The organism is Acidovorax sp. (assembly GCF_046291265.1).
Lineage (GTDB): Bacteria > Pseudomonadota > Gammaproteobacteria > Burkholderiales > Burkholderiaceae_C > Acidovorax.
This window is the reverse complement of the sequence record NZ_JBKBTV010000003.1, coordinates 93,466-109,390: the sequence shown is the minus strand read 5'-3', so window position 1 is coordinate 109,390 and position 15,925 is coordinate 93,466. Positions and strand designations below refer to the sequence as shown.

Annotated in this window: 7 protein-coding genes and 1 tRNA gene; all 8 read left to right on the top strand. The window is 64.9% G+C overall.

What is annotated here, in order from left to right; genetic code table 11:
* Positions 1-24 precede the first annotated feature (24 nt).
* The 8 genes from ACK41V_RS02170 (at position 25) to ACK41V_RS02135 (ending at position 15,900) form a co-directional block, all read left to right on the top strand.
* Positions 25-1,974, top strand: coding sequence for an autotransporter assembly complex protein TamA (locus tag ACK41V_RS02170; RefSeq protein WP_409777166.1), 1,950 nt, complete (start codon positions 25-27; stop codon positions 1,972-1,974).
* Positions 1,974-6,401 carry a translocation/assembly module TamB domain-containing protein gene (locus ACK41V_RS02165; RefSeq protein ID WP_409777163.1) on the top strand — a complete coding sequence of 1,476 codons (4,428 nt, stop codon included), beginning with the start codon at positions 1,974-1,976 and terminating at the stop codon, positions 6,399-6,401. Before ACK41V_RS02170 ends, ACK41V_RS02165 begins: the two co-directional genes overlap by 1 nt.
* 54 nt (positions 6,402-6,455) lie before the next feature.
* Positions 6,456-6,530 (top strand) — tRNA-Arg (locus tag ACK41V_RS02160).
* 157 nt (positions 6,531-6,687) lie between these two features.
* Positions 6,688-8,394, top strand: a complete 1,707-nt coding sequence (locus ACK41V_RS02155) for an N-6 DNA methylase (protein ID WP_409777161.1) — start codon at positions 6,688-6,690, stop codon at positions 8,392-8,394.
* Positions 8,384-9,697: a restriction endonuclease subunit S gene (locus ACK41V_RS02150; protein ID WP_409777158.1), complete on the top strand. Its 1,314-nt coding sequence runs from the start codon at positions 8,384-8,386 to the stop codon at positions 9,695-9,697. The genes ACK41V_RS02155 and ACK41V_RS02150 overlap by 11 nt, the downstream gene beginning before the upstream one ends.
* A complete protein-coding gene (locus tag ACK41V_RS02145; protein WP_409777155.1) occupies positions 9,694-11,103 on the top strand; it encodes an ATP-binding protein in 1,410 nt (469 codons plus the stop codon). Before ACK41V_RS02150 ends, ACK41V_RS02145 begins: the two co-directional genes overlap by 4 nt.
* Positions 11,104-11,497: 394 nt before the next feature.
* Positions 11,498-12,577 (top strand): Fic family protein, encoded by a 1,080-nt coding sequence (locus tag ACK41V_RS02140; RefSeq protein ID WP_409777154.1) that lies wholly within the window; start codon positions 11,498-11,500, stop codon positions 12,575-12,577.
* On the top strand, positions 12,574-15,900 hold the full coding sequence (locus ACK41V_RS02135; protein WP_409777151.1) for a type I restriction endonuclease subunit R: 3,327 nt from the start codon (positions 12,574-12,576) through the stop codon (positions 15,898-15,900). The genes ACK41V_RS02140 and ACK41V_RS02135 overlap by 4 nt, the downstream gene beginning before the upstream one ends.
* Positions 15,901-15,925: the final 25 nt, after the last annotated feature.

Sequence of the window (15,925 nt, the reverse complement as noted above, 5' to 3'; positions counted from 1 at the left end):
GCCGTGTCTGCGCCGTGCCGTACCATGCCCCCGTCCATCCCAACCGAAGCACCCGCCGTGTCCCGCAGCCTCCTCTCGCACACTGCACTTTTTTCAACGCCGACCCCATGGTCGGCGTTGCTGCTTTTTGGCGCCTTGTGCCTGCCCGGTTGCAGTCTGCTGCCCAGCAAAGACAAAGCCGAGGGTGCAGACGCCGCGTCGGCCCCTGTGATCGCCGAATCGGACACTCCCTCGTTTGCCGTGGAGGTGCGCGCGCCCGACGCCGTGCGCGAGACGCTGGAGCGCCACCTGGAGCTGCAGCGCTTTCGCAACCTGCCCGATCTGCATGCCAATGAACTGCAGCGTCTGCTGGGCGCGGCAGACGCCAATGCCCGCGAGTTGCTGGGCACGCTGGGCTACTTTGCGCCCACCATCACGGTGGAGCTGACCGAAACCCGCGACAGCAAGAGCACCCCGCGCACCGTGGTCGTCACCGTGCAGCCCGGTCCGCAGACGCGCATTGCCAGCGCCGACATTGACTTTGCCAACACCGCAGGCAATAACACCGAAGGCCGCGCCCGCCAGCAGCAGCGCGTGCAGCGCGACTGGTCGCTGCCTCCAGGCCAACCCTTTACCCAGTCTGCGTGGGATTCGGCCAAAACCGGCGGCCTGCGCCAGCTGCAGGTGCGCCGTTACCCCACCGCGCGCATTGCCAACAGCCGCGCCGAGGTGGATGCCGACACGCACGAGGCCAAGCTCAGCGTCACCTACGACCCGGGCCCGACCTACCGATTTGGCCCGCTGCGCGTGCAGGGCAGCGAGCGCTACGACCCCGATGCCGCGCGGCGCCTGGCACGCCTGCCCACGGGGGCGGTGTATGACGAGGCCGAGATGCTGGACGCGCAACTGCGCCTGGCCAGCAGCGGCTATTACGACGCGGTGTTTTTGACGCTGGACACCGAGGGCACCGACCCCGAGGCTGCGCCCGTGGTGGCCCAGGTGCGCGAAGCCCCGCTGCAAAAGCTGGTGTTTGGTCCCGGGTTTTCGACCGACAGCGGCGCCCGCCTGTCGCTGGAGCACATCCATAACCAGCTGCCCGTGATTGGCTGGCGCGCGGTGAGCAAGCTGTCGCTGGACCGTGAAACCAAACACGCCAGCAGCGAATGGACCGACCTGCCCAACAACAACGGCTGGCGCTGGTTTGCAGGCGCGCAACTGCAGCGCGAGGCCACAGGCGACTACGACGTCAACAGCGGGCGTGTGCGATCCGGCCGCAGCAAAAGCACCAAACACATCGACCGCAACTACTTTTTGCAGTACGACTACGCCAACAGCCAGGGGTTGACCGCCAATGCGCTGTCGCCTGCCGAATCCAGCACCGCCCTCAGCATCAACTACGGCTGGACGGGCCGTTACTTCAACAGCACGACGGCGCCCACCCGCGGCCACGGCATTGCGGTGGAACTGGGCCTGGGCACCACGCTGCGGCCCGAGCGCGACCCGTTTGTGCGCACCCTGGTGCGCTGGCAGTCGTTCATACCGGCCGGGCATGTCACCGACGACGCGGGCCTGGGGCGCAATGCCCGCGTGGCCCTGCGCGCCGAAGCGGGTGCGGTGCTGGCCAGCGACAGCGCCCAGGTGCCTGTGACCCAGCTCTTTTTGACGGGGGGCGACACCACCGTGCGCGGTTACGGCTACCGCAGCATCGGGGCGCGCACCGACAACGGCCAGCTCTATGGCGGCCGCTACATGGCGGCGGGCAGTGTCGAATGGCAGCGCCCCATCGTCTACAACGGCAGCATGACGGACTGGGAAAGCACGCTTTTCATTGACGCGGGCGCCGTGGCCGACCGCTCGGGCGACCTGGACCCGCGCGTCGGCGTAGGTGCGGGCGTGCGCTGGCGCAGCCCGGTGGGGCCGCTGCAGGCTGACCTGGCTTATGGCGTCAAAACCAAAGAGGTGCGGCTGCACCTGCGCCTGGGGTTCAGCTTTTGATGGCGACCAGCAACCAGACACCCCACACGCCGCGCACCCGCGCATCCGATTTCAGCGCCGGGTCGTCATCGGCCAAACGCCCGCCACCGCGGCGCGCGCCGCGTGCCATGCGAGCGCTGGGCTGGTTGCTGCTAACCCTGGTGGCGCTGGTGCTTGCGGTGGCTGCTGGCGTGTGGCTGTGGGCGGGCAGCAGCACATCGCTGGCCGCTGCGCTGGCGCGTGCGGCGCAGTATTTGCCTGCCGAGCAAAAGCTGGAAAGCCGCGAAGTCTCTGGCGCGCTGCGCAGCGGTGGGCGCATTGGCTGGCTGCGCTGGAGCAGCCCCACCCTCACCGTCGAGGTGACCGACATCCGCCTGGGCTGGCAACTGGCCCCCTTGCTGCAGCGCCGCCTGGAACTGGGCGAGGTGCATGCGGCCCGCGTGCTGATCACGCCCCAGACGCCCCCGGTTCCGGCGCCCGACACCCCCCTTACCCCGATGACAGAGCTGGTGCTGCCGCTGCAGATCGGCGTGCCGTTTCGGGTGGATGAAATCCAGTGGGCTGGGTCGCCCGCTGTGCAGGCGCTGGGGCTGCAAGGCGACTACCGGTTTGACGGCAGCCAGCACCGGCTGAACATTGATCAGGTGGAACTGGCGCAAGGCCGCTACAGCGCGCGCGTCACCCTGCAGGCCCAGGCGCCCATGGAGCTAAATCTCACGGTGGACGGCAATGTGCAAACCACCGTGCCGGGCAGCACGTCCACCATACCCATCCAGCTGGGCGCCCACGCCACGCTGCAGGGCACGCTGGCCACCGCGGCGGCGCGGCTGGAACTGCAGGCACGGGTCAGCCCTGTGGCGGATAGGGCGACGACGGGCACCACACCTTTGCAGCCATCTCAGCCTGCATCAACGACCACGTCCACCACATCCCCCGAAAAGTCTGGCCCCAAAACCACAACAAAACCCACTGCCAAAGCGACCGCACCAGTCCCTGCGGAGCCCATGCAAGCCGATGTGCGAGCCACGCTGGCGCCGTGGGCGCTACAACCTCTGCTGGCAGCCACCGCCACCCTGCGCGCTGTGAACCTGGCCGCGCTGTGGCCCCAGGCCCCTGTCACCCAACTGCACGGCACGCTGCAAGCCGGGCCGACAACAACGGACGCGGCGCCCGGTGGCACCGCACCAACGTCCAGCGGCTGGTCCATCAAAACGCAGCTGCGCAACGACCTGCCCGGCCCGTGGGACAAGGCCCGCCTTCCCCTCACCGCCCTGCAAGCCAGCGCCACCTATGACGGCACCCGGTGGGATGTACCCAGCGCTACGCTCAGCGCAGGCACTGGCAACGCCACCGTGCAAGGCCACTACACCCCCGCCACCGGCGCGCTGGAAGGTCAGGCCGATTTGCGCGCCCTGCGGCCCGACGCCTTGCACACCGCGCTGGCCGCCGCGCCCTTGTCAGGCCGCATCCGCGCCGAAACGCAAGGCACCGCCGTGCGCTTCAACGCCGACATCCGCGCCACGCCGGGCCCGGCGGCGCGCAGCACATCAACGGCACGCGCTACACGCACCACCGGCCCCGCCCCGCTGCGCATCAACACCCTCACCGCGCAAGGCAGCTGGCAGCCGTCCACCACCGCACAAGGCGCAGACACCGGCGGCACCCTTCAGATCGACCGCCTGGTGCTCGATGCCCTGCAGGCCCGCGCAGAGGCCACCAACCTGCGCATCGCGCTGGGCGCGCAATCTGCCCAAGGACAACTGTCGCTGACAGTGCCCGGCGCTATCGCTCGCGCCAACGGGCAGATCGCCCCGCAAACCGGCGCGGGCGATCTGCAAGTGCAGTGGGTCGACGCCGACCGCACCGTGCAATGGCTGACCACCCTGCCCTTTGTAGGCGCCGATCTGCAGCAGGCACTGCAGGGCGCCACCGCCAAAGGCGCCGCACAAATCACAGCGCGGTGGAAGGGTGGCTGGCAAACCGCCGCCCAACAACTGCAAGCCGCCAGCACCGGCAAGGCACTGCCCACCGGCAAAGAGCCATTCGAGCTGCAAGCCACCCTCAATGCACCCCAGCTAGACCTGACGCTACCAGCCGCCGCAACCGGCGCAGAACCCGGAGCCGCTGCCCTGCAACCCATTCAGCTGCGCGCGCTGACGGCCACGTTGTCGGGCAGCCTGGCGCAGGCCTCGCTGGTGCTCAACGGCGAGGCGCGCACCACGGCCCCGCAGTCCCTGCGTGCCACCCTGCAAACACGCCTGACGGGTGGGCTCACCGCTGCCGGGCAATGGCAGGCACAGATCAGCGAGCTGCGCCTGCAAGCGCAAGACGCGCAGCGCCCCGGCCCCTGGGCATTGCAACTGGCAGAACCGCTCTCTATCAATGGCACCCGCACGGCCTCTGCACTCACTCTGCAAACCTCGGCAGGGCAGGCCCGCCTGACCGGCCCTGCGCCCGGCACCGTCACCCTGCGCTGGCAGCCCGTGCGCGTGGTGACCAGCGCAAGCGCGGGCACACCCGCCACGCTACAAACCCAGGGCACGCTGCAAGGCTTGCCCACGGCGTGGGTGGATGCGCTGGGTCTGGGCGACAAACCGGGCAGCGCGGGCGCGCCGGGCGTCGCCGCCCAGCCGCTCTTGGCGCGCATGGGCCTTTCCTCCAGTCTGGTGCTGGATGGGCAATGGAACGTGGACACCGCCAGCACCCTGCGCGCCAGCGCCAGTCTGCGCCGGGCGAGTGGCGACCTGCGCATCCTGGCGGGCGATGCCACCGCCGTCACCGCCGTGCAAAGCAGCGGCCAGGGTACCGGCGCCGGCGCGGTCACCGCCATTGCCACAGAAGCGTCCGCCAGCGCAGCAACCGCCACCCCTACTACGGGCACCCCGGCAGGCGTGCGCCAGGCAGAAATTTCCATCGAAGCCGAAGGCGACGCCCTGCGCGCCCGCCTGTTGTGGGCCAGCGACCGCGCAGGCGAGGTCGACGCCACCTTCAACACCCGCCTGGCCCCTGCCACCGCAGACAGCCCCATCAACTGGGCCGCCGACGCCCCGCTTGCCGGCACCCTGCGCGCCCGCCTGCCCGACGTGGGCGTGTGGTCGGCCCTGGCCCCACCCGGCTGGCGCGTGCGCGGGACGCTCGATGCCAGCGCCACCTTGTCGGGCACCCGCAATGCGCCACGCTGGGCGGGCACGCTGGGGGCCGACGACATGGCCGTGCGCTCGGTGGTCGACGGCGTGGACCTGCAAGGCGGCCGCCTGCGCGCCACGCTGCAGGGCAACCAGCTCAACATCACCGAGTTCCGCCTACAGGGCGGGCGCGGCAGCAGCGCACGCATTGCGGGCTTCAGCGGCAACCGCACCGCGGCGTCGCAAGACGGCGGCACGCTGACCGCCACCGGCCGCGTCACCTGGGGCGACAGCGCCACCGCAGCCACCGGCCTGTCAGGCATTGCCATGTCGCTGCAGGCCGAGGCCAAGGCGCTGCAGGTGCTGGTGCGGGCCGACCGGCAGGTCAGCGTGTCGGGCACCTTGCAGGCGCAGTTGCAGCAAGGCCAGATCAGCCTGCGCGGCAAGCTCACCACCGACCGCGCCACCATCATCCTGCCCGACGAATCCGCGCCCACCCTGGGCTCGGACGTGGTCGTGCGGTCTGCCGCCAAAGACCGCGCCGACCAGGCCAAGGCCCAAGCCGCCGCCAAGGCCAACCAGGTAGCGGCCCAGGCCGAAACCGCCAAGCCGCCCGACATTGCCATCACCCTCAACCTGGGCCGCGACTTTGCACTGAGCGGCCACGGCATCACCACGCGCCTGACGGGCGAGGTAGACATCCGCAGCAGCGCGGTGCCCGGCGCCCCCCCCCGCGTGACCGGCGAAGTGCGCACCGACGAAGGCCGCTACCGCGCCTGGGGCCAGTCGCTGAACGTGGAAACGGGCTTGATCCGCTTCAACGGCCCCTACGACAACCCCTCGCTCGACATCCTGGCGCTGCGCCCCAACATCAGCGTGCGGGCGGGCGTGCAGGTCACCGGCAGCGCCAAGGCGCCGCGCGTCAAGCTGTATTCCGACCCCGAACTGCCCGACGCCGAAAAACTCTCGTGGGTGGTACTGGGCCGCGACGCCGCCGCGGGCGGCGCCGAAGCCGCCGTGCTGCAGCAAGCCGCCCTGGCCCTGCTGGGCCGCGGTAACAACCCCGGCGGCGGCATCGCCAGCCGCCTGGGCCTCGATGAAATCGGCGTCAAAGGCCCCGGCTCCGGCGAAGACGCCAGCGCCGCCGCCCTCACCTTCGGCAAGCGCCTGTCCCAGGATTTGTACGTGACGTACGAGCGCAGCCTGTCGGGCACGCTGGGCACGCTGTACATCTTTTACGACCTCACCCGCAGCCTCACCCTGCGCGGGCAAACGGGCGAGAAGAGCGCGGTGGACATCATCTACACGGTGAAGTACGACTGAGGCTGCGCACCCCAGAGGGCGTGCGTGCGCCCACTACAATGCGCGGCTGTCTTGCTCCTCGTAGTTCAATGGATAGAACGAGTGCCTCCTAAGCGCTAGATACAGGTTCGATTCCTGTCGAGGGGACCAGATTTATGGTCAAAACGGCCTCTAGCGCTTATTGGATAAGCGCTAGCAGCTATCAAAATAGTAGTATTTGAAGAAGCAACCCCGTGGCAGGGTCTTCGCAGTGTGTGCGGCGGGCCTGCCCGCTTGACGGCCCTTACCGGCAACACACCGCAGCCACATGCTCCAAGACATCCAGAAAACCCTGTGGGCCACCGCCGACAAGCTGCGCGCCAACATGGACGCCGCCGAATACAAGCACCTGGTGCTCGGCCTCATCTTCGTCAAATACATCTCTGACACCTTTGCCGCCCACCACGCCACGCTGGTGCTGCGCCTGGCCGACCCCGACGACGAATACTTCTACGGCGACGCCGACCCCGCCGACATTGCGGCCGAGCTGGAAGACCGCGACTATTACAAGGAAGCCAACGTCTTCTGGGTGCCCGAAGCCGCCCGGTGGGAGGCATTGCGCAGCAGCGCCAAGCAGCCCGACATTGGCAAACGCATCGACGACGCCCTCACGCTGATCGAGGCCGAGAACCCCACGCTCAAAGGCATCCTGGACAAACGTTATGCCCGTGCGCAGTTGCCCGACGGCAAACTGGGCGAGTTGGTCGATTTGGTGTCCACCATCGGCTTTGGCGACACCCCCGACGTGGCGCGCGATACCCTGGGCCAGGTGTACGAATACTTTCTGGGCATGTTCGCCAGCGCCGAAGGCAAACGCGGCGGGCAGTTCTACACCCCCGCCAGCATCGTCAAAACCCTGGTGGCCGTGCTCAACCCGCACACCGGCAAGGTGTACGACCCGTGCTGCGGCAGCGGCGGCATGTTTGTGCAGAGTGAAAAGTTCATCGAAGCCCACGGCGGCAAAAAGGGCGATGTGTCCATCTACGGGCAAGAAAGCAACCCCACCACCTGGCGCCTGGCCGCCATGAACCTGGCCATTCGCGGCATCGACTTCAACCTGGGCCGCGAACCCGCCGACACCTTTGTGCGCAACCAGCACCCCGACCTGCGCGCCGACTTCATCCTGGCCAACCCGCCCTTCAACATCAGCGACTGGTGGCACCCCAGTTTGGAGGGCGACGCCCGCTGGGTATACGGCGACCCACCCCACGGCAACGCCAACACCGCCTGGCTGCAGCACATGCTGCACCACCTCAAAGCCACGGGTCGCGCAGGCATCGTGCTTGCTAACGGCAGCATGAGCAGCAGCCAGAACAACGAAGGCCAGATCCGCGCCGCCATGGTCGACGCCGACGTGGTGGAAGTGATGATCGCCCTGCCCGGCCAGCTGTTCTTCAACACGCAAATCCCGGCGTGCCTGTGGTTTTTGGCCAAGAGCAAAAAGCGCAAGGGCGAAGTGCTGTTCATCGACGCCCGCAAACTCGCCACCATGATCAGCCGCGTGCAGGGCGAGCTGACCGACGAGGTCATCGACCGCATCGCCGCCACCGTGGCCGCCTGGCGCGGCGAGCCCGCGCCAACTGCTATTGCGCCCTCGCCCACCCCCACCCCCGTTCGGGCTGAGCCTGTCGAAGCCAGCACCCCAAAAACCGTTCAGGCTGAGCGTGTCGAAGCCAGAGCGCCACCTCAATCCGTTCAGGCTGAGCCCGTCGAAGCCCACCCCCACTACCCCATCACCCCCTACCAAGACATCCCCGGCTTCTGCCGCAGCGTGCCCCTGGCCGAGATCGCCCAGCACGGCCACGTGCTCACCCCCGGCCGCTACGTGGGCGCCGAGGCGGTGGAGGACGACGACGATGCCTTTGCAGACAAGATGGTCAAGCTGACGGAGAAGCTGGGCGAGCAGATGGCTAAGGGCGCGGAGTTGGATTTGGTGATTCGGCAGAAGCTGGGGGGGTTGGGGTATGAGTTCTGAGTGGCCTCTCGTCCCGCTTGAAGCGCTCGCGGATGAGGTGACTGTCGGATTCGTTGGCACGATGGCGGATCAGTACGTCGATGCTGGAATTCCATTTCTTCGCTCACTCAACATTGAGCCATTCGCTGTAAAAAAGACAGATTTAAAGTTCATCTCACCAGAGTTCCACGCAAAGTTGAAGAAATCCGCTTTGCGGTCTGGCGACGTTGCCATCGTGCGGACAGGCAAGCCAGGCACATGCGCCGTCATCCCTGAATCGCTGGGGGAGGCAAACTGTTCAGACTTGGTTCTTGTTAGATGTGGGCCTCGGTTGCGCCCGGAATTTTTTTCCTATTGGGTAAACGCTGCTGCTGTAAATCACATTGCGGCCAATTTGGTAGGCGCTGTTCAACAGCACTTCAACGTAAGCGCTGCAAAGAGGATGTTGGTCGCTTGCCCGACCTTGGCAGAGCAAGACAACCTAGTCGAACTCATCGGCGGCATGAATGACCGCATCAACCTTCTGCGCGAAACCAACGCCACGCTCGAAGCCATCGCCCAGGCGCTGTTCAAGTCGTGGTTTGTCGATTTCGACCCCGTGCGCGCCAAGATGGAAGGCCGCGCCCCCGAAGGCATGGACGAAGCCACCGCCGCGCTGTTTCCGGATGCGCTGGAGGAAGCGGAGTTGGGGTGGGTGCCGAAGGGTTGGCGGGTGTTGCCGATTGGTGATGCCGTTGAAGCAACCGGTGGCGCAACACCAGACACCAAAAATGCGGCGTATTGGACCCCTGCAATTCACTGCTGGACCACGCCCAAAGATCTTTCTGGCATTGCTGCGCCAGTGCTGCTGGACACCGAACGCAAGCTCAGTGACCAAGGTTTGGCCAAGATCGGTTCAGGCTTGCTGCCGGTAGGCACATTGCTTTTGTCATCTCGGGCACCCATTGGCTACTTGGCTATTGCTCATGTTCCCTTGGCTATCAACCAAGGCTACATCGCCATCCCACCGGGAGGTTTGCTCCCACCGCTGTACATGCTGTACTGGTGCCGCCAAAACATGGACTTCATCAAGGCAAGGGCCAACGGATCGACCTTCATGGAAATCAGCAAGAAAGCGTTTCGACCCATTCCTGCGCTGATTCCACCAGCTCAGATCGTGAATTCATTTGCAGAGGCTGCAGGCGCTTTGTTTGACAGGCTGGTCGAAAACGAAAAGCAAGCCCAAACCCTCTCCACCCTCCGCGACACCCTGCTCCCCCGCCTGATCTCCGGCCAGTTGCGGCTGACGGGAGCTATGGCAGAAATCGAGAAGGCCGCAGCATGATCACCTTGGAAGCACTGGGCCGCTGGCTTGCGTCGGCCCCAGAAAGTGAGCACCTGGAGTTCAAAGAGGCCAGGCAACACTACGACATTGTGAAATTGCTGCGCTATTGCGTGGCCCTGGCCAACGAAGGTGGTGGACACCTTGTGCTGGGTGTGGATGACAAGCGACCACGCCGGGTGGTGGGCACGCAGGCGTTCTTGAACACAGGCGAGGTGACTGCCCAAATTTTGCGGGCGCTGCGCATGCGGGTGGAGGTGCAAGAGCTGGCGCACCCGGATGGGCGTGTTTTGGTGTTTACCGTGCCACCGCGCCCCGTGGGAACGCCTTTGCACCACGAGGGCGCCTACCTGATGCGCGCAGGGGAAGAGCTGGTGCCCATGACGGTCGATCAGCTCAAACGCATCGTGGCGGAGGGGAGCCCCGGTTGGTTTGAGCAGCCAGCCCGCGATGCAGCCCGCCCCGACGAGGTGGTGGCGCTGCTGGACACCCAGTCGTTCTTCGAGTTGTTGGGCCTGCCATACCCCACCACCCGCGAGGGCGTGCTGGCCCGCTTGGCGCAAGAGCGGCTGATACAGGAAGAGTCTGAGGGCTGGCGCATCACCAATCTGGCCGCCATCTTGTTGGCCAAGCGGCTGGATGCGTTTTCGCCTGAGCTGGCACGCAAGGCGGCCAGGGTCGTGATTTATGAAGGTGTGAACAAGCTGGTCACCCGTGATGACAAGCCCGGCGGGCGAGGGTATGCCGTGGGTTTTGAAAGCCTGGTGGATTTCGTGCATTCGTCGGCGCCTCTCAACCACTTTGTGGAACAAGTGGTGCGCGAAGAGGTCAAGATGTTCCCCCGCCAAGCCATTCGTGAACTGGTGGCCAACGCGCTGGTGCACCAGGACTTTGAGGCCACGGGGCAATCGGTGATGGTCGAGATGTATGCCGACCGACTGGAAGTCTCCAACCCCGGACTGCCCCCTATCAAGGTCGAGCGTTTCATTGACGAGTTCCGCTCGCGCAACGAGCGACTGGCCGAGTTGATGCGCCGCCTGGGTGTGTGCGAAGAAAAAGGCAGCGGAATCGACAAGGTCGTGCATTTGGCCGAAGTCTTCCAGTTGCCCGCACCGGACTTTCGCATCAGCGAAACGCGCACCACGGCGGTTCTGTTTGCACACCAGGACTTTGCCGACATGAGCAAAGCAGACCGCATACGAGCCTGCTACCAACATTGCTGCCTGAAATACGTCAGCAATGAGCGGATGTCCAACCAAAGCCTGCGGGAGCGGTTCAAACTCCCAGAAGCCAAGGCGGTGACGGCGTCGCAGGTGATTGGGGCCGCGAAGGATGCAGGATTGATCAAGGCGGACGAGTCCGAAACCACTTCGACCCGGTATGCCCGGTACCTGCCTTTCTGGGCGTAAATAGTGCTTAAACGCAAATCCATTTAGCGTCGGAATTTTCAAAAAATTCCAATTAAATCAATGATTTAAGTGGTTAATTGCAATTCCATTCGATCTTCTTACCAGCGCGAGTCTGGCCCTGACACCATGGCCGAGGACCAACTCAACCAACAAACCCACTGGGCGCCGCAACAGTGCATGTGACCTTGTTCTATGAAAGAGGTCTTTCATAGCAGCAGAGCACATTAAAGGATGCTTTAACAGAGCAGTCAGACATGTCTAAAAACTCGTTTTTCTATGCATGTCGCACCGCACATGGTTAAAAAATGGTGTTTTCTATACAGATGCTGGCTAACATGTATAGAAATTCAGTTTTTCTATACACGTTGAAGTCCGCCGCAGGCCCGTCATGCCCATGCTCCACCCACTCGAACAATTGGACGCCGCCCGCTTCGACACGCCTGCCATCCTCAAAAAGCTGGCCAGCAGCAGCCGCAGGCTGGCCGAACTCAAGGGCATTGCGGCGTCGATTCCTAACCAAGGCATCCTGATCAACACCCTGGGCCTGCAAGAGGCCAAGGACAGCTCCGAGATTGAGAACATCGTCACCACGCACGACGAGTTGTTCAAGGACGACGTGCTGCCCGAGGCGTTTGCCAACCCCGCCGCCAAAGAGGTGCTGCGCTACCGCCAGGCGCTACGGGTCGGGTTTGAGCAGGTGCGCGCCAGCGGGCTGCTCACGGCCAACCACATCATCCAGACTCAGAGCGAGTTGGAGCGCAACAACGCAGGTTTTCGCAAACTGCCGGGCACGGCACTGAAAGACGGTGCAGGGCGCACGGTGTACACGCCACCGCAAGATCCGGCCGAAATTGTGTCGTTGATGGGGGATTTGGAGCGGTTTCTGAACGACCCCGATGTGTTCGCGGTAGACCCCCTTATCAAGATGGCGCTGGCGCACCACCAGTTTGAAAGCATTCACCCGTTTTACGACGGCAATGGCCGCACTGGGCGCATCGTGAATGTGCTTTATCTGGTGAAAGAGGGGCTGCTGGACATTCCGGTGCTGTACCTGAGCAAGCACATCGTGCGAACCAAGGCCGACTATTACCGCTTGCTGCAAACCGTGCGCGACGACGACAACTGGGAGGACTGGGTGCTCTACATGCTGGGCGCCGTGGAGCAGACAGCCGCACAGACACTGGCCACCATCCATGCCATCAAGACGGCGCTGTTTGACTACAAGCACCGCATCCGGGCGCAGCACAAGTTTTACAGCCAGGATTTGATCAACAACCTGTTCACGCACCCGTATACCAAGATTGATTTTTTGCAACGCGATTTACAGGTGTCGCGGCTGACGGCCACCAAGTACCTCGATGCCCTGGCGGCCAGCGGCTTTGTGCAAAAGCAGAAGGTAGGGCGCAGCAACTACTACGTGAACCAGGCGCTGAACCAGATTTTGCTGGACAAGCATGAGAGCGCTGCACCATGACCGAAGACCAGCTCGAACGCGAAACCCTGGCCTGGCTGCAAGACGTGGGCTACACCCCCATTTCAGGCCCCGACATCGCCCCCGACGGCCCCGCGCCCGAGCGCAGCGACTACCGCCAGGTGCTGCTGGCGGGGCGGCTGCGGGCGGCGCTGATGCGGCTGAACCCTGGCGTGCCCGTGGTGGCCATCGATGACGCACTGGCGCAGGTGCAGGACCTGGGTGTGCCGGCGCTGCTGGCGGCCAACCGGCGGTTTCACCGGCTGCTGGTGGCGGGCGTGCCGGTGCAGTACCAGCGCGGCAACGAACCGGTGGGCGACTTTGTGCGCCTGGTGGACTGGGCCGCGCCCGAGCGCAACGACTGGCTGGCGGTCAACCAGTTCAGCGTGCGCGGGCCGCGCCACACGCGTCGGCCCGACGTGGTGTTGTTTGTGAACGGCCTGCCGCTGGCGCTGCTGGAGCTGAAGAACCCTGCCGACCAGGCCGCCAGCGTGTGGAAGGCTTACGACCAGATCCAGACGTACAAAGAGCAGATCCCGGACCTGTTTCACACCAACGAGGTGCTGGTGATTTCGGACGGCACCGAGGCGCTGCTGGGGTCGCTGAGCGCAAGCGCCGAGCGCTTCATGGCGTGGCGCACGATAGACGGCGCCACGCTGGACCCGCTGGGCCAGTTCAACGAACTGCAGACCCTGGTGCGCGGCGTGCTGGCACCGCAGTACCTGCTCGATTACCTGCGCTACTTTGTGCTGTTTGAGGACGATGGCCAGCTGGTGAAAAAGATCGCGGGCTACCACCAGTTTCATGCGGTGCGCGCCGCCATTGCGCAGGTGGTGGCTGCTGCCATGCCGGGTGGTGGCGTAGACCCAGGAAACCCGGCCATCAAAGGAAAAGGCGGCGTGGTGTGGCACACGCAGGGCAGCGGCAAGAGCATCACCATGACCTGCTTTGCCGCCCGCGTGATGCAGGAGCCCGCGCTGCAAAACCCGACCATCGTCGTCATCACCGACCGCAACGACCTGGACGGCCAGCTGCTGGGCGTGTTTGGCCTGGCGCAAGACCTGCTGCGCGAGCAGCCCGTGCAGGCCCGCACCCGGCAAGAGCTGCGCACACTGCTGGCCAACCGGCCCTCGGGCGGCATTGTGTTTGCCACCATCCAGAAGTTCATGCCCGGCGAGGACGAGGACAGCTACCCGATGCTGTCTGACCGCCACAACATCGTGGTGATTGCCGACGAAGCGCACCGCACGCAGTACGGGTTTGAGGCGCGGCTGAAGGTGCGCAAGGCCGATGGAAAGGAAAAATTCAAGCCAAATCAGGCTCTAGCGCTTGATACACAAGCGCTACCAGCTACTAATAGAGTAGCAAACCCCATCACCACAGGCAGCGGCACCGCACCCGCACACCGCGCCGAGTTTGCGCCGCCCACCTACCGAGCAGGCACCGAAGCGAACACGGTAGAACGCCCTCGGGAGCACTACCAGGTGGGTTACGCCCAGCACCTGCGCGATGCCCTGCCCAACGCCACCTTTGTCGCGTTTACCGGCACGCCAGTAAGCGGCACCGACCGCGACACGCGCGCGGTGTTTGGCGACTACATCCACGTGTACGACATGCAGCAGGCCAAGGAAGACGGCGCCACCGTGGCCATCTACTACGAAAGCCGCATGGTCAAGCTGGGCCTGAAGGCCGACGAACTGCCCAGCATCGACGCCGAGGTGGACGAGCTGGCCGAGGACGAGGAAGAAAGCGTGCAGTCGCGCCTGAAAAGCCGCTGGGCCGCGCTGGAACAAGTGGTGGGCGCCGAGCCCCGGGTGGCCCGCGTGGCGCAAGACCTGGTGGCGCATTTTGAAGAGCGCAACACCGCCCAGCGCGGCAAGGCCATGGTGGTGGCCATGAGCCGCGACATCTGCGCGCACCTGTACAACGAGATCGTGCGCCTGCGCCCCGAGTGGCACCACGCCGACCCGGAGCTGGGCGCCATCAAGATCGTGATGACCGGGAGTGCCAGCGACAAAGCCCTGCTGCGCCCCCATATTTACAGCGCGCAGGTCAAAAAGCGGCTGGCAAAGCGCTTCAAAGACCCGGCCGACCCGCTGCGCATCGTGATCGTGCGCGACATGTGGCTGACCGGCTTTGACGCGCCCTGCGTGCACACGCTGTATGTGGACAAACCCATGAAGGGCCACAACCTGATGCAGGCCATTGCCCGCGTGAACCGCGTGTTCCAGAACAAGCAGGGCGGCCTGGTGGTGGACTACATCGGCATCGGCAATGAGCTCAAAGCCGCCATGAAGGAATACACCGCCGCCCACGGCCGGGGCCGCCCCACGGTGGACGCGCACGAGGCGTTCAGCGTGGTGCTGGAAAAGCTGGATGTGCTGCGCACGCTGCTGCACGGGTTTGACTACAGCGGCTTTTTGACGGGAGGCCACCGCGTGCTGGCGGGTGCTGCCAACCACGTGCTGGGGCTGCCACGCCAGGCTGGGCAAGACGGCAAAAAACGGTTTGCCGACACGGCCTTGGCAATGAGCCACGCCTTCACGTTGAGCTGCACGCTGGACGAGGCCAAGGCGGTGCGCGAGGAAGTGGCTTTTATGCAGGCGGTGAAGGTGATCTTGACCAAGCGCGACATCACCGCCAAACAACGCACCGACGAACAGCGCGAGCTGGCCGTGCGCCAGATCATCAGCCAGGCGGTGGTGTCTGAAAGCGTGGTGGACATTTTTGACGCCGTGGGGCTGGAGAAGCCGAACATTGGCCTGCTGGACGAAGGCTTTCTGGCCCAGGTGCGCGCGCTGCCCGAACGCAACCTGGCGGTGGAGCTGCTGGAGCGCCTGCTGGAGGGCGAAATCAAAAGCCGCTTTGCCAGCAATGTGGTGCAGAGCAAAAAGTTCTCGGACCTGCTGGGTGGGGTGATCGTGCGCTACCAGAACCGCAGCATTGAAACCGCCCAGGTGATGGAAGAGCTGCTGGACATGGCCCGCCAATTCCGCGAGGCGCATGGCCTGGCCGACAAGCTGGGGCTGACCGAAGACGAGGTGCGGTTTTACTCCGCGCTGGCCGACAACGAATCTGCCGTGCGCGAGCTGAGCGACGACACACTGAAAAAAATCGCCCACGAACTGACCGGCAACCTGCGCAAGAACCTGACGGTGGACTGGACCGAGCGCGAGAGCGTGCAAGCCAAGCTGCGCCTGATGGTCAAACGCATCCTGCGCAAATACAAATACCCGCCCGACCTGGAAGCCGCCGCCGTGGAGCTGGTGCTGCAGCAGGCACAGGCGCTGGGGGATGCGTGGAGCGAGCTGGCCGCAACGGCGTGAAAGGGACGCAGCGCGAAAGCTAGCG

Excerpts from the sequence above, each read along its gene's own strand:
- ACK41V_RS02145 (WP_409777155.1), top strand. The coding sequence starts at position 9,694 with ATGATCACCTTGGAAGCACTGGGCCGCTGGCTTGCGTCGGCCCCAGAA.
- ACK41V_RS02150 (WP_409777158.1), top strand. The coding sequence starts at position 8,384 with ATGAGTTCTGAGTGGCCTCTCGTCCCGCTTGAAGCGCTCGCGGATGAG.
- ACK41V_RS02170 (WP_409777166.1), top strand. The coding sequence starts at position 25 with ATGCCCCCGTCCATCCCAACCGAAGCACCCGCCGTGTCCCGCAGCCTC.
- ACK41V_RS02155 (WP_409777161.1), top strand. The coding sequence starts at position 6,688 with ATGCTCCAAGACATCCAGAAAACCCTGTGGGCCACCGCCGACAAGCTG.
- ACK41V_RS02135 (WP_409777151.1), top strand. The coding sequence starts at position 12,574 with ATGACCGAAGACCAGCTCGAACGCGAAACCCTGGCCTGGCTGCAAGAC.
- ACK41V_RS02140 (WP_409777154.1), top strand. The coding sequence starts at position 11,498 with ATGCTCCACCCACTCGAACAATTGGACGCCGCCCGCTTCGACACGCCT.
- ACK41V_RS02165 (WP_409777163.1), top strand. The coding sequence starts at position 1,974 with ATGGCGACCAGCAACCAGACACCCCACACGCCGCGCACCCGCGCATCC.